At 60.2% G+C, this 17,615-nt stretch carries 10 protein-coding genes and 7 pseudogenes; 13 read left to right on the plus strand and 4 right to left on the minus strand.

Annotated features, from left to right (window positions below):
* The first annotated feature begins 193 nt into the window (after positions 1 to 193).
* A complete protein-coding gene (locus NTD84_RS15935) occupies positions 194 to 2,140 on the plus strand; it encodes a methyl-accepting chemotaxis protein (RefSeq protein WP_262167201.1) in 1,947 nt (648 codons plus the stop codon).
* A 177-nt stretch (positions 2,141 to 2,317) separates the two neighbouring features.
* Here the strand turns inward: NTD84_RS15935 and NTD84_RS15940 are convergent, their stop codons facing one another.
* Positions 2,318 to 2,803, minus strand: a complete 486-nt coding sequence (locus tag NTD84_RS15940) for a flavin reductase family protein (protein ID WP_262167203.1) — start codon at positions 2,801 to 2,803, stop codon at positions 2,318 to 2,320.
* 323 nt (positions 2,804 to 3,126) lie between these two features.
* On the opposite strand from NTD84_RS15940, the gene NTD84_RS15945 reads away from it, so the two are divergent.
* The 4 genes and pseudogenes from NTD84_RS15945 to NTD84_RS15960 all read left to right on the plus strand — a co-directional run bounded on the left by NTD84_RS15945 (position 3,127) and on the right by NTD84_RS15960 (position 7,438).
* Complete coding sequence (locus NTD84_RS15945; RefSeq protein WP_262167205.1) at positions 3,127 to 4,533, plus strand: purine-cytosine permease family protein; 1,407 nt, start codon at positions 3,127 to 3,129, stop codon at positions 4,531 to 4,533.
* Between the two features lie 299 nt (positions 4,534 to 4,832).
* A pseudogene (locus NTD84_RS15950) lies at positions 4,833 to 5,822 on the plus strand (amidohydrolase family protein); the annotation flags it as partial.
* 1 nt (position 5,823) lies between these two features.
* Positions 5,824 to 6,564 (plus strand): annotated as a pseudogene (locus NTD84_RS15955) (MFS transporter); the annotation flags it as partial.
* 88 nt (positions 6,565 to 6,652) lie between these two features.
* Positions 6,653 to 7,438 (plus strand): IclR family transcriptional regulator, encoded by a 786-nt coding sequence (locus NTD84_RS15960; protein WP_262167207.1) that lies wholly within the window; start codon positions 6,653 to 6,655, stop codon positions 7,436 to 7,438.
* Between the two features lie 9 nt (positions 7,439 to 7,447).
* On the opposite strand, the pseudogene NTD84_RS15965 reads toward NTD84_RS15960, so the two are convergent.
* Both NTD84_RS15965 and NTD84_RS15970 read right to left on the minus strand, forming a co-directional pair.
* A pseudogene (locus tag NTD84_RS15965) lies at positions 7,448 to 7,939 on the minus strand (thiolase C-terminal domain-containing protein); the annotation flags it as partial.
* Positions 7,864 to 8,088, minus strand: a pseudogene (locus tag NTD84_RS15970) (AMP-binding protein); the annotation flags it as partial. The pseudogenes NTD84_RS15970 and NTD84_RS15965, both read right to left, overlap by 76 nt.
* A 319-nt stretch (positions 8,089 to 8,407) precedes the next feature.
* On the opposite strand from NTD84_RS15970, the gene NTD84_RS15975 reads away from it, so the two are divergent.
* The 6 genes and pseudogenes from NTD84_RS15975 to NTD84_RS16000 all read left to right on the plus strand — a co-directional run.
* Positions 8,408 to 9,139, plus strand: a complete 732-nt coding sequence (locus NTD84_RS15975) for a TetR/AcrR family transcriptional regulator (protein ID WP_262167211.1) — start codon at positions 8,408 to 8,410, stop codon at positions 9,137 to 9,139.
* Between the two features lie 351 nt (positions 9,140 to 9,490).
* On the plus strand, positions 9,491 to 10,555 hold the full coding sequence (locus NTD84_RS15980) for an amidohydrolase family protein (RefSeq protein WP_262167213.1): 1,065 nt from the start codon (positions 9,491 to 9,493) through the stop codon (positions 10,553 to 10,555).
* A pseudogene (locus tag NTD84_RS15985) lies at positions 10,555 to 11,121 on the plus strand (fumarylacetoacetate hydrolase family protein); the annotation flags it as partial. The gene NTD84_RS15980 and the pseudogene NTD84_RS15985, both read left to right, overlap by 1 nt.
* A gap of 91 nt (positions 11,122 to 11,212) precedes the next feature.
* Positions 11,213 to 11,560 (plus strand): annotated as a pseudogene (locus tag NTD84_RS15990) (glutathione peroxidase); the annotation flags it as partial.
* 4 nt (positions 11,561 to 11,564) lie between these two features.
* Positions 11,565 to 12,455 carry a pantoate--beta-alanine ligase gene (panC, locus tag NTD84_RS15995; protein WP_262167215.1) on the plus strand — a complete coding sequence of 297 codons (891 nt, stop codon included), beginning with the start codon at positions 11,565 to 11,567 and terminating at the stop codon, positions 12,453 to 12,455.
* A pseudogene (locus NTD84_RS16000) lies at positions 12,422 to 13,495 on the plus strand (MFS transporter); the annotation flags it as partial. The gene panC and the pseudogene NTD84_RS16000, both read left to right, overlap by 34 nt.
* A gap of 16 nt (positions 13,496 to 13,511) precedes the next feature.
* Here the strand turns inward: NTD84_RS16000 and NTD84_RS16005 are convergent.
* Positions 13,512 to 14,183 carry a class I SAM-dependent methyltransferase gene (locus NTD84_RS16005; protein WP_262167217.1) on the minus strand — a complete coding sequence of 224 codons (672 nt, stop codon included), beginning with the start codon at positions 14,181 to 14,183 and terminating at the stop codon, positions 13,512 to 13,514.
* Between the two features lie 602 nt (positions 14,184 to 14,785).
* On the opposite strand from NTD84_RS16005, the gene NTD84_RS16010 reads away from it, so the two are divergent.
* Positions 14,786 to 16,036: an OprD family porin gene (locus NTD84_RS16010; RefSeq protein WP_262167219.1), complete on the plus strand. Its 1,251-nt coding sequence runs from the start codon at positions 14,786 to 14,788 to the stop codon at positions 16,034 to 16,036.
* Positions 16,037 to 16,183: 147 nt separating this feature from the next.
* Complete coding sequence (locus NTD84_RS16015) at positions 16,184 to 17,539, plus strand: spinster family MFS transporter (protein WP_262167221.1); 1,356 nt, start codon at positions 16,184 to 16,186, stop codon at positions 17,537 to 17,539.
* Positions 17,540 to 17,615 lie beyond the last annotated feature (76 nt).

Here is a 17,615-nt window from a genome sequence, read left to right on the forward strand (position 1 = left end):
TTGTGATTGGCCTGTCGACTGCGGGCCTGTTGCCTGGAATGAGCGCTGGCGCTCCCGGGGGTTCTCGCCGTTGTAGAGCGCGTCGCGGAGTACGGCTGGTCGGCTGATTGATTATTGGTATACCATAATATGGAATATCCGCAAAATATTTCTCTCCGACGGTCGTATCACTCACCTCACAAGGAAGGCGAGCTTGAACATAAAACAAAAATTGATCCTGGCTTTTGCGGCGATCGCCAGCCTGCCAGTCATTCTGGTCGCTGTGCTGATCATCCTCAACGTGCGCCAGGAGGCGCGGGACACTTTTATCGACAGCAGCGGGCGCGAGATCCGCCAGGTCGAAAACGCCATGCAGCTGTTCTTCGAAGGCATCAGCCAGAACGTCGCCTACCTGGCCGAACATCCGCAGTTGCAGAGCCTCAATGGCGACTTGAAACGCTACCTGGCCAGCGATGCCGCGCAAGTGGCGATGGGCGAGCACGATCAGCAACTGTTCCAGCTGTTCGCCGGGCTGGCCAAGAGTCATTCGGCCTACGCTTATCTGTCATTGGGCACTGAGGACGGCGGCTACGTGTTCTGGCCGGGCGATCCGAAACTGGCCAGCTACGACCCGCGCACGCGGCCCTGGTACAAAACGGCGATGGCGCAACCGGGCAAGACCCTGCGCACCGATGCCTATTACTGGGCGGCCGATGATGTGGTGCTGGTCAGCACGGTGCAGAGTTTCGCCAATCGCCTGGGGGTGAACGGCGGTGTAGTGAACATCGACGTCTCGCTCAAGCAACTGACCGACCTGGTCAAGCAGATAAAACTGGGTGACAACGGCTACCTGATGTTGATGGAAGCCAATGGCACCGTGCTGGTCGATCCCCATGATCCGGCGCACAACTTCAAGCAGCTCAGCGAACTGGGCGACGGTTACCGCCAGTTGAGCGAAGCCGGCAAAGGCCTGGTCGAGGTCGAGTTGGCGGGCGAGCGCTACATGGCCTACGTCTGGCCATCCGAGGCGCTGGGCTGGCGGTTTGTCGGGGTGGTCCGGGAAAGTGAAGTGATGGCCGGGGCGACGCGCCTCACTTGGATCATTGCCATTATTGCGCTGGTCTGCGGCGCACTGTTTGCCATGGCCGGGGCCTGGTTCGCCGGGTTGATCGTCAAGCCGATTCGCGGTGTGGCCAGCGGTCTGGAAGGCATCGCCCAGGGTGAGGGCGACCTGACTGCGCGCCTGACGGTACGCGGGCAGGATGAAACGGCGCAGCTGGCGGGCTGGTTCAACCAGTTTCTCGAAGCGATCCGCACGCTGATCCAGCGCATCGGTCAGGCCGCGGGGCAGATCCACAGCAGTTCCGGCAGTGCCACGGAAGTCTCGGTGGAAATGGCCGAAGTTGCCTCGCGCCAGCGTGAAGCGGTGGATATGGTGTCCACGGCGTTTCATGAGATGGTCGCTACCTCCAACGAAGTCGCGCGCTCCTGCAGCCAGGCCGCTGACTCGGCCGATAATGGCCAGCGTCAGGCGCATACCGGGCAGCAGCAGATCGATGCGGCGGTGAATAACGTCGGGCGCTTGAGCCAGGAGATCGGTCACTCGGCTCAGGCCATGGAGCAACTGGAAAAGGACAGTAACGACATCCAGTCGATCCTCGGCACCATCCGCTCGATCGCCGAGCAGACCAACCTGCTGGCGCTGAACGCTGCGATCGAGGCCGCCCGCGCCGGTGAGCAGGGTCGCGGGTTCGCCGTGGTGGCCGATGAAGTGCGGGCGCTGGCCAAACGCACGGCGGACTCCACCGGCGAGATCGATGGCCTGCTCGGTAACCTGGCGCGACGTACTCATCAGATGGGCAAGCAGATGCATGCCAGCCTGGAGGTGTCCCAGGAGACGGTGGTGTCGATCAACGAGGCGCGGGAGAGTTTTGGGCTGATCCGTGAATCGGTGGACGTGATCCGCGACATGAACACGCAGATCGCCACGGCGGCGGAGGAGCAGCATCAGGTGGCCGAAGACATCAACCGGCATATCAGCCAGATTCATGGGGATGCACAGTTGGTGGCGAGCCTGGCGGATTCGACCCGTCAGGATGCGAAGAATTTGACGGTGTTGTCGGAGACGTTGAACCAGTTGGTCAGTCGTTTTCGTACATAAGGCGTAAGGCTTGCCGGCGATGGCGATCTCACGGACGCCATCGCCAGCAGGCTAGCTCCCACAAGATCATGTTCGCAACGCAGGAGTATTTGTGCTGCACGCTTTCCTGTGGGAGCCGGCCTGCCGGCGATGGCGATCTCACTGACACCATCGCCCACAAGCCGGACGTGAGAGGTATCAGGCCAGGACGGGCAGGGCGCCCATCTTGCCGTGGCAATACACCAGTGGCCCGGCATTCTGCTGGGGCACGATCAGGTTCTTCACCGCACCGACCATGATCGCGTGGTCACCACCTTCATATTCGCGCCACAATTCGCATTCGATCACCGCCGTGGCGTTGGCCAGGATCGGATTGCCCAACTCGCTCAACGTCCAGTCGATGCCTTGCGCCTTGTCCTTGCCTTTGCGCGCGAACGCGTAGGCTTCGCTTTGCTGGCCGCCCGACAAAACGTGAATGGCGAAGCGTTTGTTCTTGATCAGGACCGGATAGGAATCGGAGCTGTAGTTGGGGCAGAACAGCACCAGCGCCGGGTCCATCGACAGCGAGCTGAAGGCGCTGGCGGTCAGGCCGACGATCTGCCCGTCGTCATCCAGCGTGGTGATCACGGTGACCCCGGACGGAAACGAACCCATCACTTGTTTGTAGATGGCGGCATCGATCATGGGACGGTCCTCTGGCGGTGAAGCGGATTATTATGGGTTTGTAGGTCTGATGGTATACCGTAATACATCGTTTGCAAGGGCTTTTTCAATGACCCGATAAACGTTGTTTTTTGGTGTTTAACCCAGCAATTTCGGGGTTTATAGAGGCGCGCTGTGACCGGTCATCCGTCAGAACGCCGCATCAGATGGACGTTAAAATACCGGTTCAGTCTTGTGAAAAGTTTGGAATACCATAATATGGCTGGCATCTGAGGGAGGGCCAGAGAGTCCCCCCGGTTTGGCTTCATACAACTATAAGATCAGACAAACTCGAGTTCATGCACATGTCCCAGATGTCCCGGCAAGACCCCCTGATCGAAAATCACACGGTCGATTACGTCCCACTCGCGGAACGCCACGGGAAGGCCCGCGATCTGTTCACCTTATGGTTCAGCACCAACATTGCACCACTGCCCATCGTCACCGGTGCCATGGTGGTTCAAGTGTTCCACCTCGACCTGTTCTGGGGGCTGCTGGCGATTGCGCTCGGGCACATGATCGGCGGTCTGGTGATAGCACTGGCCTCGGCGCAAGGCCCACGCATGGGCATTCCGCAGATGGTCCAGAGCCGTGGTCAATTCGGCCGGTATGGCGCGCTGCTGATCGTGTTCTTCGCGGCGATCATCTACATCGGTTTTTTCATCTCCAACATCGTCCTCGCGGGCAAGTCGATCGTCGGCATCGCGCCGTCAGTGCCAGTGCCCGCCAGCATCCTCATCGGCGCCCTCAGTGCCACCGCGATCGGGGTGATCGGCTACCGCTTCATCCACACCCTGAACCGCATCGGCACCTGGGTCATGGGCAGCGCCTTGCTCGCCGGGTTCCTGTTCATTTTTGCCAATGACCTGCCGGCAGATTTCTTCACCCGCGGTGGGTTCAACCTGTCCGGCTGGCTGGCAACGGTGTCGCTGGGGATCATCTGGCAGATCAGCTTCTCGCCCTATGTCTCGGACTATTCGCGCTACCTGCCGGCGGATATCGGCATTGCACGTCCGTTCATCGCCACGTACCTGGGGGCAACGCTGGGTACGATCCTGTCGTTTACGTTCGGCGCGGTAGCGGTGCTGGCGACCCCGGAAGGTACCGAAGCGATGGCCGCCGTGAAGCAATCGACCGGGTGGCTGGGGCCGATTCTGATGGTGCTGTTTCTGCTCAACATCATCAGTCACAACGCGTTGAATCTGTATGGCGCGGTGCTGTCGATCATCACCTCGATCCAGACCTTCGCCAGCCAGTGGACACCGAGCATCAAGGTTCGGGTGGTGTTGTCGAGCATGGTGCTGGCCGGCTGCTGCGTCGTGGCGCTGGGTGCTTCGGCGGATTTCATTTCACAGTTCATCGGGCTGATTCTGGCGCTGCTGCTGGTGCTGGTGCCATGGGCTTCGATCAACCTGATCGATTTCTATCTGATCAAGCGGGGGAGCTACGACATTGCGTCGATCTTCCGTGCAGATGGCGGGGTTTACGGGCGCTTCAATCTGCATGCGATCGTGGCGTATTTCATCGGGATTATCGTGCAGCTACCGTTTGCCAACACGTCGTTGTACGTCGGGCCGTATGCCAATGTGGTGGATGGCGCGGATTTGTCCTGGTTGGTGGGGTTGGTGGTGACGTGTCCGTTGTACTACTGCCTGGCGACGCGGGGCCAGGCGCGGGAAAGTCGTGCTGCGCGATTGCGGTACGCCGACTGACCGAGTGTTTGCTGTTCTTAAATGCCCGACTTTGGTCGGGCTTTTTTTTGCGTTGCTGTCTCCGCCCTGACGCGGGTTGCCCCTTGCAGACGCTGGCTTGCTGGCGATGGCGTCCTAACGATCAACGCAAAAACTCAAGACCGCATGGTCGTCTCCCGTCGATAATTCGCCAATAATAATATGAACAGATATTTCAAATATGTTTATATTGTCCTCGATGTATTTTTCCCACAAATCGATCCGGACGTCCTGCCTGTCGGGCGTTGGGTCTGCTGGCTGATTACAACAAGGAGAATGCCATGCTGATTGATGTCCACGCCCACTTGCTGACTGAGGGCATGTTGAACCGTCACGAATTCTGGGGCCCTTTCATGAAGGTGCAAGGGTTGACCGTCGGGCATTTTTCCCTCGGTACCAAGCAACCGGCCAAAGCCGCGACGGACGCCGAAGCGCAGGCCAACATCCTCGCGCGCATGAGCCACGCCAGTCGGCGCAAGCTGATGGCCGAGCGGGGTGTCGACAAGCTGGTGATGTCCACGCCGTCCCACTGTTTCATGTATTGGGCGGGTGACTTCGCCAACGAGTACGCGCGCATCTGCAACGACGAGTTGTCGGCATTCTGTCGCGCCGATCCCGATCACTTCGATTTCTGGTGCCACGCCAACCTCGCGGACCCGCAGAACGCGGCGAAGGAAATTGAACGCGCGGTGACTCAGTTGGGGGCCAAGGGTGTGTGCGTGGGCGGGGCCAACTTCAATGGTCTGGAAGCGCTCGATGAACGCTTGTTCCCGGTGTGGGAAAAGCTCACGCAACTGGATGTGCCGATCATGGTGCATGGCTTCAACCAGTCGATTTACTGGGGCGAAAAACACACGGACGACAAGTTCGAAACCACCTCCATCGTCGGTGACTGCGTCGATGAAACGTTGTTTTTCTGGTACTTGATTTGCGGCGGCGCGCTGGATGTGTTCCCGACCCTGAAAACCTACATCACCCACGCCGGCGGTATGGCGGTGTTCCAGTTGGGGCGCCTCAGCGAACTGAACCGGGCCATGGCACCGGATTCGCGCAACCAGCGGCCGTTGATGGATTACCTGCAGAACTTCTACTTCGACCTCGACGTTCACGCGCCTGGCTTGCGCCGTGGTGTCGCCGAAGTGGTGGGGGCTGACCGGCTGTTGTATGGCACCAACTTTGGCGGCGCCTATGACCATGGTGATCTGACCGAGGGCATCGGGCTGTCCACCGAAGACCGCGAGAAGATTCGCAGCGGCAACGCGATCGAACTGCGTATTGAGCATGCGTTATCTGCTGATCAGCGGCGCCGTCGCTTTTGCGCTGGCGACGCTTACCGCCGCGCTGTCGCACAATCGCTATGCGGTCTGCGCCATGATGCTGCTCGCCGGTTTTGGCTGGATGGCGGTCAACGCGACCATCTCCACGGTGGTGCAAACTTATGCGGCCAATTGGGTGCGGGCGCGGGTCGCTTCGGTCTATGTCTTGATCCTGATGGGCTCGATGGCGGCTGGCGGTGCGATTTGGGGGGCACTGGCGCAGTATCTGGGGTTGAGCCAGAGCCTCTTGCTGTCGGCGTTTTTGTTGCTGGCCGGCATCGCGCTGACACGCAATGGCCGTGTGGAACTGGGTCAGGAGGCCGATTTCGCCGAAGTCCAGCTGACCGACAAACTGCAGCTGGCCAGTCCGGTGTCTCACTCCGATGGACCGGTGTCGGTGGAAATCGTCTATCAGGTGGCGGCGCCGGAACGGGATGAATTTCTGACCGCCGTCTACGCGGCAGGCAAGACACGCCGGCGCAATGGTGCGCAGAACTGGCGCCTGTACCGCGACATGGCGGACCCGCAGCTCTACAGCGAGCGTTTTATCGTCGAGTCCTGGCTCGATTATTCACGCCAGCAGATGCGCGTGACCCAGGCAGACCATGCCCAGGAGCGTCTGATCGAGCGTTTTCGCCGCGAGGACCTGCAAACCCGTCGCCTGATCTACCAGCCACTGGTCAAACAACCCGACTGAAATGTTCGATTAATTCCCAGATAAAACTTTTACGTCGCCAATCATTCTCAGGCTAGAATGACCGCACTTTAAAGTTACTGGATCGGGCATGGACCTCACTGACGTCAACGACAGCACCAAAGCGGCCGGCGCAACCATCGTCAAGCCTGTTTCCAACGCCATACGCATCCTGCGTTACCTCAGTCAGGTCGGCACACCGGAGCGTTCGGTGGACATCGCCCGGCAATTGAAAATCAACCCCAGCACCTGCTTCAACATCCTGCGCACGCTGGTGCAAGAGGAAGTGGTCGACTTCAGCGCCATGTCCAAGCGTTACTCCGTGGGCCTGGGCCTGGCGCGTCTGGTTGAACAGCTGGTGACCCAGGGTCACCGCGTACAGATGGCCAAACCGCTGTTGCAGAACCTGGCGGCGCGGCAGCGAGTGACCATCACCCTGTGGCGCAAAATGAGCCCTGACCGCATTGTCATCGTCAGCTCGGCGGCCAGCCCGACCGACGTGCGGATCGACATGGCCGAAGGTCAGCGTCTGCCCATTCTGATGGGCGCCAGCGGCCGGTTGTTCGCCACCCAGATCGACCTCGACGACCCGGAAATACAGAGCAGCTTCGCGACCATTCGCTGGGCCCAGCCCCTCTCGCTGGAGGTCTATCGTGAAGAGGTCAGGCAAGCCGCCAAGCGTGGCTGGGCGATGGACGACGGGCATTTCTCGGGGGGGATTCTGGCCATTGCGGCACCGGTCTACTCGCCCACCAACAGCATCGATTTCACCGTCTCGGCCGTGATGTTCCGCGGTCAGCGCGATGAAGAAGGCCTTGCCGAGCTGGGCAAGGCGCTGATCGAGTTCTGCAACGAAGTGGCCGGCGTACTTTACTGAGGCACGCCGTTACTCGCGCACCAGCAGCAGGTTGCCCCCCAGCGGGCCGCCACCGGCTGCCACCGTACTGACCCGGTGCTCGCGGGTCTGCCGACCTTCGGCGCGCCCCCACAGTTGCAGGCAGGCTTCATGTACATAGCCTAGGCCGTGGGTTCGCCCGCCGGACAGTTGCCCGCCGTTGGTGTTGATGGGCAAACTGCCGTCCAGCGCGATGCGCGTGCCGCCCTCGACAAAGGCGCCACTTCCACCGACGGGGCACAAGCCCAGGGCTTCCAGCCAGATCATCGTCCATATCGAAAAACTGTCATACAACTGCGCGGACCCAACGTCCTGCGGCGTGTAGTCAGTGCGCGCCCACATCATTTCGCCAACGTCGAAAGCGGCCATTTTCGTCAGGGAGATTTGATCCCACGACCACGGCTGATTCAGCGCCGCGCCCATGGCCTCGATACGGATCGGTGCGTTTGGCTGGTCTTGAGCGATATCGCGGCGCGTGTTGATCGCACACTGACGGCGCAGAGCTTGTTGATGGCCAGCCAGGTGGTGACCGCGTCGATGTTGTTATCGAGCATCGTCAGCACGGTATCGCCGGCTTTTATGCCCAGGGTAGCTAGCGCGTTGGCCATCTTGGTCGAGAGTGAGTCAACCTGAGCGTATGTGTATAACTAACCGCTGAAATCCAGCAATATTTTGTCTGGATGCCTTGCTACCGCACGATCTAGCGCTTCGATGACAGTGTCTCGTTCCCCCACTGCCCAGGTTTCTGGATTTCCGCTACTGCCCATCAATTTTCTCCTTTTAGGCGCCCATCGCTGGAAGGCTGGCCTGATTTTATTTTTAATAGAGAATTGGATTCTATATACAAACTGATCAAATGTCTTTAGCAATAAGTTGAACATATAGTGTTATTTATGCACAGATCCTGTGCTAATGTCGCTGCATCTTTACTCCTTATGAGCCCTTCAATCCATGCCAAAAGCCGCATCCCAGAAAGCAGAAGCGCCTACGCCGGCCTCCAAAACCAAAAAAAAAGCTTCGCCTGAAGCGGGGATGGCCCCGGTAAAACCGCTGGAGCGACGTACCGCCGCCAATGCCGCGGCAGGGACCAAGGTCAAGCCGAACCGTCGTTCGGAAGAAACCATAGCCAATATCCTCAAGGCCACGGAAGAAGTGGTGCTGATGTCCGGCGCAGACCGTATTTCGATCCTCGACGTGTGCCAGGTTGCCGGTGTTTCGCGGGGCACCTTTTATCGCTATTTCGCGTCACAAGAAGACCTGCTGGACACCTTTTCCCGGCATAAACGCGAAAGTTTCCACAGCTCGCTGTCTCAGGAACTGGGGCATATCAGCGATCCGGAAGCGCGCCTCAATGCGCTGTTTGCCTATCTCGACAACTACCTTGAGCAGAGCCGGGCGCGGCGTTTGCTGGTGGTCGCCCCTGACTATGCGCTGGGTTTCTTTCGGCGGATTTTCCACGATTCGATCGTGCGCTTTCAGGACGGCCTGGGCATCGTCTTCGACGACTGGGATGAGCGCCTCGGTGTGCGTCTCGACCGCGAACTGATCTGCGAAATGATCATTCGTTACGTGTTGAGTGAAATCCTGGTGCCGGAAGCGGCCGGGCGTCGCCTGTTCCCGGTGCGCGTGAAAAAACTGCTGGGCGCGTTGATCATGGGGTCCACTTCCCGCACCCGTCGTTAATCTCCGAGCGTTACCCCCTTCGCAATAGCCAGAGCCCCCGTTTATCGGGGGCTTTGCGTTTCCGGGCGCCGGATTTCTCTCGGCTTTCGTGTGCAATTTCTTCGCTGAAAATCTCTTTTCCAGCACTTGATCAACATTTTTCGAACAACGGCGAAGGCTCTGCTGCGGGCTTCTTCAGCTCGCTTTAAAATAAATTGAACAGTATTTTGATTTCTGATCAATTTGAATTTAAGCTCTGGTCGTAGCAGTGAGCCCTAAGGCTTCTCCTTTTCGCGGCAACTCAGATTCTGGCCACGTGAAGGCACCGCGCAAAAAACCAACAAAAAAGTGCCAACTTCGAGGTACCTGGACATGCTGATCGATCTCCACGCCCACGCCCCCCATCCGGGCTATTACAACCAGCACCCTCACTGGGGGCCGTTTTTCGAGCAACACGCCGACGGCGATATCAAGCTGCGCGTAGGTGACTGGATTCTGGGCCTCGGGTCGCCAGAGCGTAAGGCTGCCGTGCGCTCCGGTAACGGTCCCAAACTTGAGGAGTATTTCGCTCGCTGGGCTGACCCGAAAGTGCGCCTGGCCGGTATGGATGCAGCAGGGCAGAACCTGCAGGTGGTGTCCGTTCCCTCCCACTGCTACATGTACTGGACTGAAGCCGAGTTCGCCGTTCCGTTCGCCCGCACCGTCAACAACACGCTGGCCGAGTACTGCTCCGCGGCTCCGGATCGCCTGATGTTCTGGGCTCATGTTCCTTTGAATGCGCCAGAAGCGGCGGCGGCTGAACTGCGTCATGCCTGCACCGAGCTGGGCGCCAAGGGCCTGGTGGCCGGTGGCGCCAACTTCGGCGGTCTGGAATTCGATTCGCCGGAACTCGACGTGGTGTGGAAAACCCTCTGCGACCTGGATCTGCCGATGTTCATTCACGGCTACAACCAGTCAGTGACCTGGGGCAAGAACGCCAACGACGATCGTTACGAAACCACGGCGATCGTGGGCATGCAGTACGACGAAAGCCGTTGCTTCTGGAACCTGATCTGCGGCGGTGTGCTTGACCGTTTCCCTGACCTGAAGGTGTACATCACCCACGGTGGCGGCTATGTGCCGTATCAGCTGGGTCGTCTGGCCAAGACCAACGAAAACCTCGACGTCAAATACAACAAGAAGCCGTTGCTCGAGTACATGAAGAACTTCTACTTCGACGTCGAGCTGCATGAAGTGCCGATGCGCCAGGCCCTGGTCGACATCATCGGCGCCGACCACGTGCTCTACGGCAGCAACTTCGGTGGCAGCGACGCCGTACGCCACGACCTGACCCACGGCCTCAAGTTGTCCGATGCCGACTTGCGCAAGATTCGCTATGAAAACGCCTGCCGTTTGCTGCACATCGATCCGGCCAAGTTGGGCAAGGTAGGTGCCTGATGAAGCTGGCGCGTTGTGAGTATTTTGCTACGGGCATTTTCTGGGCTGTGGTCGATGAAGCTCAGGACCAGGTAACGCCCATTTTTGGTGATTTCAACGAATGGGCGCCCGCCGTGGCAGCCGGACGCGGTATCAGCTCGGTGCGTTTCGCCGGGCCATCGCTGCCACTGTCCAAAGTACGCCTGCTGCCGCCGATTGAACCGGTTAACCGGGTGGTCGTGGCGGGCGCCAATTACGCCAAGCATCTGGTGGAATTCGGCTTGAAAGCACCGGCCCAGCCGGTGGCTTTTCTCAAGGCATACGGCGCCCTGATCGGCGCCAATGACCCGATCCGCTTTCCGCCGTTGACTGAAGAGCTCGATCACGAAGTGGAACTGGTGGCCGTCATTGGCACTGCCGAGATCGACCTGGAAAACCCGTTGGCCTGCGTGCTCGGTTACACCGTCGGCAACGACGTCAGTGCGCGCGACCTGCAACGCAGTGGCCCGGCCGGGATTGGCATGGACTTGTTCGCGGCCAAAAGCCAGGACCGGACCACCGGCCTCGGCCCCTGGATCGGGGCAAAGTCAGCGAAGAAAAAGCCCGGCAATCCTTGGCCAATCTGCAGACCTGCAGTGATTTGAGTGAAGCGGCCAGTGGCGCCAACTGGCTGGTGGAAAGGAGCAGGAGCCGGGCAGTGATGCCGAGATCGTCGAGTTCTGCTCCACGAACTATGACGTGCACTTTGCGCTGTTCTCGAAAATCTCGGTGGTCGGTGCCGATCAGCATCCGCTCTACGCCGAGCTGACCGCCGCGCAGCCCGAAACCACCGGTGAAGGCCCGTTCCGCGAGCGTCTCAAGGGTTATGGCATTGCGTCGGACAACAGCACGGATGTGCTGTGGAATTTCGAGAAGTTCCTGATCGATCGCCACGGCAAGGTCGTCGCCCGTTTCGCGCCTGACGTGGCGGCGGATGATCCGCGGCTGATCGAGGCCATCGACGCGCTTTTGGCCAAAGAGGCGTGAAGCGGTGCTGACAGTCGATACGGTTGGCGCGCTGCGTGCGCTCGTGGCCCGTGCCCGGGGTGAAGGCAAGAAAATCGCGCTGGTGCCGACCATGGGCAACTTGCATGACGGCCACATCGCCTTGATTCATTGTGCACGGCAGCACGCTGACTTTGTCGTTGCGAGTCTCTTCGTCAATCCGCTGCAGTTCGGGGTGAATGAAGACCTGGCCAGCTATCCGCGAACGCCCGAGGCCGATCGCGAGAAGCTGGTCGACGCCGGCTGTGACGTGCTGTTCGCGCCGACGGTCGAGCAGGTCTACCCGAACGGTTTGCACAGCCAGACTCTGGTCAGCGTGCCAGGCGTATCCGAAGGGCTTTGCGGTGCGGTACGCCCTGGTCACTTCGATGGCATGGCCACGGTCGTCCTCAAGCTGCTGAACATGGTGCAGCCGGACATGGCCGTGTTCGGGGAGAAGGACTACCAGCAACTGGCTGTCATCCGCACGATGGTCAGGGATCTCAATATGACGATCGATATTGTCGCGGCCCCTACGGTCCGGGCCGCCGACGGGTTGGCGCTGTCGTCGCGCAATGGCTATCTGGGGGACCGGGAACGCACGGCTGCGCCGATCCTTTACGCCTGTCTGAAGAAGATGGCCGCGTCTATCCGGCTCGAGAAACGGGTGGCCGAGCGTCAGTTGATCGAATGTCATCACCATATAAGCGACGCCGGTTTTCAGCTGGAATACTTTGAAGTCCGCAATGCCGAGGATCTGCATCCTGTGACCAACGCCGATGCTCATTTTGTGATCCTGGTGGCGGCGCGCATCGGCAACACGCGGCTCATTGACAACCTGACGGTGGACTTGCGCCCGAGTGACTGCCGGGCTATGTCCTCAATGACCTGGGCCTGAGCTCGGTGTTCGCCGGTGTGCTGATCAGCTCGCAGTACCTGGCAACGCTCCTGGCCCGGCCGTTAGCCGGTGGCGTGGCCGATCGCCTGGGGGCCAAATACGCGGTGGTGTGTGGCTTCGGCGGCTTGCTGCTGAGCGGCACGCTGACGGCGCTCGCGCTGCTTCTGCACGCGCCACTCTGGTTGACCCTCACGCTGTTACTGCTGGGGAGGCTGGTGCTGGGGGCGTCCACGGCCATGATCTCCACGCCGTGCTGCACCTGGGCCATCGGCTTATGCGGCGCGCCGCGGGCCGCACAGGTCATGTCGTGGAACGGGATTGCAGCCTATGGCGGCACGGCCGTTGGCGCGCCGTTGGGTGTGCTGCTGCGCAATGCGTTGGGCATCGCCAGTGTCGGGCTGTGCACCGTGTTGCTTGGCCTGATGTTCCTGCTGGTGGCTCTGGGCAAGCGCCCGGTGCCATTGGTTGCAGGTGTGCGGCTGGCCTTTCATCGAGTCCTTTTCGCGGTCATGCCCAACGGCCTGGTGCTGGTTTGCAGCTCGGTGGGATTTGGCGGGTTGACGGCCTTCGTCGCCTTGTATTTCGACAGCCTCGGCTGGGACCACGCCGCTTACTGCCTGAGTGGCTTCGGCGCGGGTTTCATCGTTGCCCGATTGTCTTCACCGGGAATACTCCAGCGATACCGTGGCTACAAAGTGGTGGGCGGCTGCCTGCTGGTGCAGACAGTGGGCATGCTGCTGATATGGCTCGCGCCTTCGCCGGCGCTAGCCATTGCCGGCGGTGCGCTGACCGGGATAGGGGTGTCATGGGTCTATCCGGGGCTTGGCGTCGAAACCCTCGCAAGCACCCCGGCCGCCAACCGCAACTCGGCGCTCAGTGCCCTTTCTTTATTCTTCGATATCGCCGTGGGAATGGCCGGCCCGGTCATGGGCCTGGTCGCTTCCGGTTTTGGTTATGCGGCGATATTTCTCTGCGCTGCATTGATGTCGATGGGTGGGTTTCTGGTGGTGCTTTGCCTGTGTTGGCGAGGCAGTCGCTGAGCGGCGCGGCGCTTGCCTACCGCTGTAACTCGGCCACCAACAGCAACGACTGCGGCACAGGACGCTGTGGGTGCTGCGGTTCCTGCAGGCCGACCAGTCGAAAGCCGGCCAGGTCCAGCGCATTGAGCCAACTGCTCAGGGTGCGGAAGTACCACGGCATAGGCTGCCACGTGCCCTCGAACCCGCCGAACGTTTCTTCGCGCCAGCCATCCTGGTAATCGCCCGCCGCGGCCACCCACGGGTGCAGTGTCTGGATCACCAGCGCTCCACCGGGCGCGAGCAAGGCATTCATGGCCGCGAGCAGCGGGATGATGTCCTGGTGCAGCAGGGCGAAGTTGGCGCAGATCAGGTCGTAGTCGCGGCCGACGTCCACCGTTGCGTCGACCAACTCGTCATAAGTCGCCAGGTGCACCTGAGGAGCGCCCGCCGCCCGGGCCGCCTCGACCAGCGTTGCATCGCCATCCACGCCGACCGCCGTGATGCCGCGGTCAATCAGCGCCCGCAGCAACCAGCCTTCGCCACAGCCGAGGTCGAGCACGCGCCCGGGCTGGCGGCCCAGTACCGCCAGCAGGATGGCCTGATCGGTGACCTGGAGGCGGCTTTCGATGCTGCCGCTGCGGATCGCTTCAATCCAGGAGTGGGCATTGTGGTGCCAGCTTTGGAGCAGGGTGGATTCGGCGGTGGCCATGTCTGATCTCCGGAGTTGATGAGAGGAAAGGATAGGCGTTTTACCCGCCCGGACGCATCCTTACTGGCTATACGCACCCCCCCCCCTGTAGGTGCGAGCTTGCTCCGGGCGGCGCTCCGACGATGGTCGTAAACGATGACGCGGACAGCCTGATTCACGCGTCACCCATCGCCAGCTTTCGCGTTATCCCGCTTTCCCACGCCCCGTGACAGGAACCGATGCAAAACCGCGCCCCGGCCCTTCCGTCAGCTGCCTTCAACAGGCTGCGCAATTGGAGAGTTGCCTGCGTAATCGGGGAGGCTGCCAGGCACACCTCGTGCACCATCACCTGTCGCTTGTGAGCTGACTAAGGGAAACCTTTAGCCGGGCGGGAGATTTCCCCTCTGCGGATGCTGTTCATCTTGATATCGGCGCGGCGTCTACTGACTTACCTTGGATAAACAACAGGCGTGTCGCCGTGGCGGACCGTTCCATTTAGCCCGCCTGGCGTTTTACCCCATAACAACAAAAGACCCTGCTCGAACCCCCTATTGGCGGTTCTTTCGTTTGATTCTGCTCCTATAAAAACAGTGCCCAGGCACATACAGATGTGGAGATGTTAGATGTATCGAGTAAAACAACCTTGCCGTGGGCTCGGTATTGCCAGTGTGTTGGGGGTGATCTGTTCACCACTGGCCGCACAAGCTGATGTTATTGATGACAGTCACTTCAAAGTGGAGGCGCGTAACTTCTATCTGCACCGTAACTACACCAATACCCAGGCGCCGGATTCCGAAGTGCACAGTTGGTCCCAGGGTTTCGACGCGCAGTTCACCTCCGGCTACACCGACACCGCCCTGGCCATCGGCCTTGATGTGGATGCGCAATACGCCGTGCGCCTGGATTCGTCGGGCAATGACGGTTCGCTGCCGTATAGCGTCCGTGACCGGCAAACGGCCGATGACTACAGTCGCGCCGGCGCCACCTTCAAGATGCGCTACAGCAAGACCGAGCTGAAGGTCGGTGATCTGCGCCCGCAATTGCCGGTGGCGTTCGATGACCCCAGTCGTCAGTTGGATACCATCTATCAAGGTGCCGTGGTCGAGTCCAAGGAAGTCGACGGGTTGACGTTGACCGGCGGCCGCTTCTGGTCTGCTGCGACACGAGAATCTTCCAATCACGAGAAACTCTACAAATACGGCTCCACCGATAATCTCGACAGTGATGGCCTGGACTTCGGCGGCGCCACTTATGACATCAGCAAAAACCTGCAGGCCAGTTATTTCTATGGCGTGCTGCACGATATCTACCAGCAGCACTATGTCGGCCTGATGCATATGGCCGACCTGGGCAATGGCTACAAACTCAAAACCGACTTGCGTTACTTCAATAACAACGAAGATGGCAAGGCGTTGAACGGCGAGATCGACAACCGTTCCTACGGCGCCTTGTTCACCTTGCTCAAGAGTGCGCACATGTTCGGCGTCAGTTACCAGCGCATGCTTGGTGACAGCGTGTTCCCGACTATGAACGGCTACATCCCGCAACCTTACCTGGTGCACTGGTCGTCCCTGGGGTTTGTCCGCCCGGGGGAGAAGTCCTGGTCGGCGCGCTACGGCTATGACTTTGCCGGCATGGGCATGCCGGGGCTGAAGTTCTACACCCGCTACACCAAGGGCACGAACTGGAACCGCGGCGCCTACCTGAGCGACAACCAGGAAAGCGAACGCTACCTGGGGCTCAACTACGTGGTGCAAAGCGGGCCGCTGCAAGGCCTCGGGCTGGACCTGCGCAACATCGACGTGAAGCAGAAGTACGGTTACGACTACAACGAATTCCGTGTTGCCACCACCTACACCTGGAAGTTCTGGTAAGCGTGTTGAACCCATAAAAACAAGAGGCCCGACCATGTTCCAACCCATTGTCCTTTGCATCTGCCCCGCAATTTCCCAGACGGTGCCCTGTGCACCGTCACCCGGCGCGCTGCGCGCATGAGCGGATTCCAAGAGGAGCAAACACTCGTGAATATTCAGGTCGATAACGCGGTCCTGCAGAAAAAGAAAACCTACGTCTACGAATGGTATGTGGTGGGTCTGTGCATGATCGCCTACATCTTTTCCTTCGTGGACCGGCAGATTCTGGCGTTGATGATCGAACCGATCAAAGCCGACCTGCAGATCAGCGACACCCAGTTCAGCTTGCTGCACGGTCTGGCCTTTTCGTTGTTCTACGCCTTCATGGGCATGCCCATAGCCTACCTGGCCGACCGTTTCTCCCGTCCGAAGATCATCGCCGTGGGCGTGGTGGTCTGGAGTCTGATGACGGCCGCCTGCGGCCTGAGCAAGAACTTCCTGCACATGTTCCTCGCGCGCATCGGCGTCGGCGTCGGCGAAGCGGCCCTGTCGCCCTCGGCGTACTCGATGTTCAGCGACATGTTCCCCAAGGAGAAACTCGGTCGCGCAGTCGGCATCTACTCGATCGGCTCGTTCGTCGGTGGCGGTCTGGCGTTCCTGGTCGGCGGCTACGTGATCGCCATGCTCAAGGACATGAACACCATCGAGGTCGCGTTTCTCGGCGCGATGAAGGCCTGGCAGCTGGCGTTTTTCATTGTCGGCCTGCCTGGGATTCTGGTGGGCCTGTTGATCTGGCTGACCGTCCGCGACCCGGCGCGCAAGGGCCTGCAAGTCGATGCACAGGGCCGGGCCCGGAAGGTGGCGTTGGGCGATGGCATGCGCTTCCTCGGCCGGCACCGCGCCACGTTCTTCTGCCATTACCTGGGCTTTTCGTTCTACGCCATGGCGCTGTTCTGCATGATGAGCTGGAGCCCGGCGCTGTACATTCGCAAGTTCGGCCTGACACCGGTGGAGGCGGGCTACATGCTCGGCACTGTGCTGTTGCTGGCCAACACCGCGGGTGTGCTGTTCGGTGGATGGCTCACCGATTACCTGGCCAAAAAAGGCTATCAGGACGCCGCGATGCGCACCGGAGTGATCGGCGCCTTCGGCATGGCGGTGCCGGCCGTACTGTTCCCGCAAGTCGATCAGCTATGGCTGTCGGTGACGCTGCTGGTGCCGGCGATGTTCTTCGCCTCGTTCCCGATGCCGGCGTCCACGGCGGCGATGCAGATCCTCGCGCCGAATCAGGTGCGGGCGCAGGTCTCGGCGGTGTTCCTGCTGATCAGTAATCTGCTGGGGTTGGGCCTGGGCACCACGCTGGTGGCGCTGTTGACCGACCGCTACTTTGGCTCGCCGGCGGCAGTGGGCTCGTCCATGTCGCTGGTAATTGCTGGTGCTTCGGCGTTGACGGTGTTGTTGTTATGGCGGGGTTGCCGCCGTTTCCGTGAAAGCCTTGCCCGGGAATATCCAGGTCAGCCCTAACGAACCATGATCGGCCCCTCGGCCCCCCGGGGGTCAAACCCCCCCGGGGCGCTCCCGCTGAAAAAACGTGTGGCAT

The sequence above is a fragment of the Pseudomonas sp. 14P_8.1_Bac3 genome, assembly GCF_025466085.1.
Classification (GTDB): domain Bacteria; phylum Pseudomonadota; class Gammaproteobacteria; order Pseudomonadales; family Pseudomonadaceae; genus Aquipseudomonas.

Coding starts and splice junctions, on each gene's coding strand:
- NTD84_RS15940 (WP_262167203.1), bottom strand. CDS start 2,803: ATGATCGATGCCGCCATCTACAAACAAGTGATGGGTTCGTTTCCGTCC.
- NTD84_RS15945 (WP_262167205.1), top strand. CDS start 3,127: ATGTCCCAGATGTCCCGGCAAGACCCCCTGATCGAAAATCACACGGTC.
- NTD84_RS15960 (WP_262167207.1), top strand. CDS start 6,653: ATGGACCTCACTGACGTCAACGACAGCACCAAAGCGGCCGGCGCAACC.
- NTD84_RS15975 (WP_262167211.1), top strand. CDS start 8,408: ATGCCAAAAGCCGCATCCCAGAAAGCAGAAGCGCCTACGCCGGCCTCC.
- NTD84_RS15980 (WP_262167213.1), top strand. CDS start 9,491: ATGCTGATCGATCTCCACGCCCACGCCCCCCATCCGGGCTATTACAAC.
- NTD84_RS16005 (WP_262167217.1), bottom strand. CDS start 14,183: ATGGCCACCGCCGAATCCACCCTGCTCCAAAGCTGGCACCACAATGCC.
- NTD84_RS16010 (WP_262167219.1), top strand. CDS start 14,786: ATGTATCGAGTAAAACAACCTTGCCGTGGGCTCGGTATTGCCAGTGTG.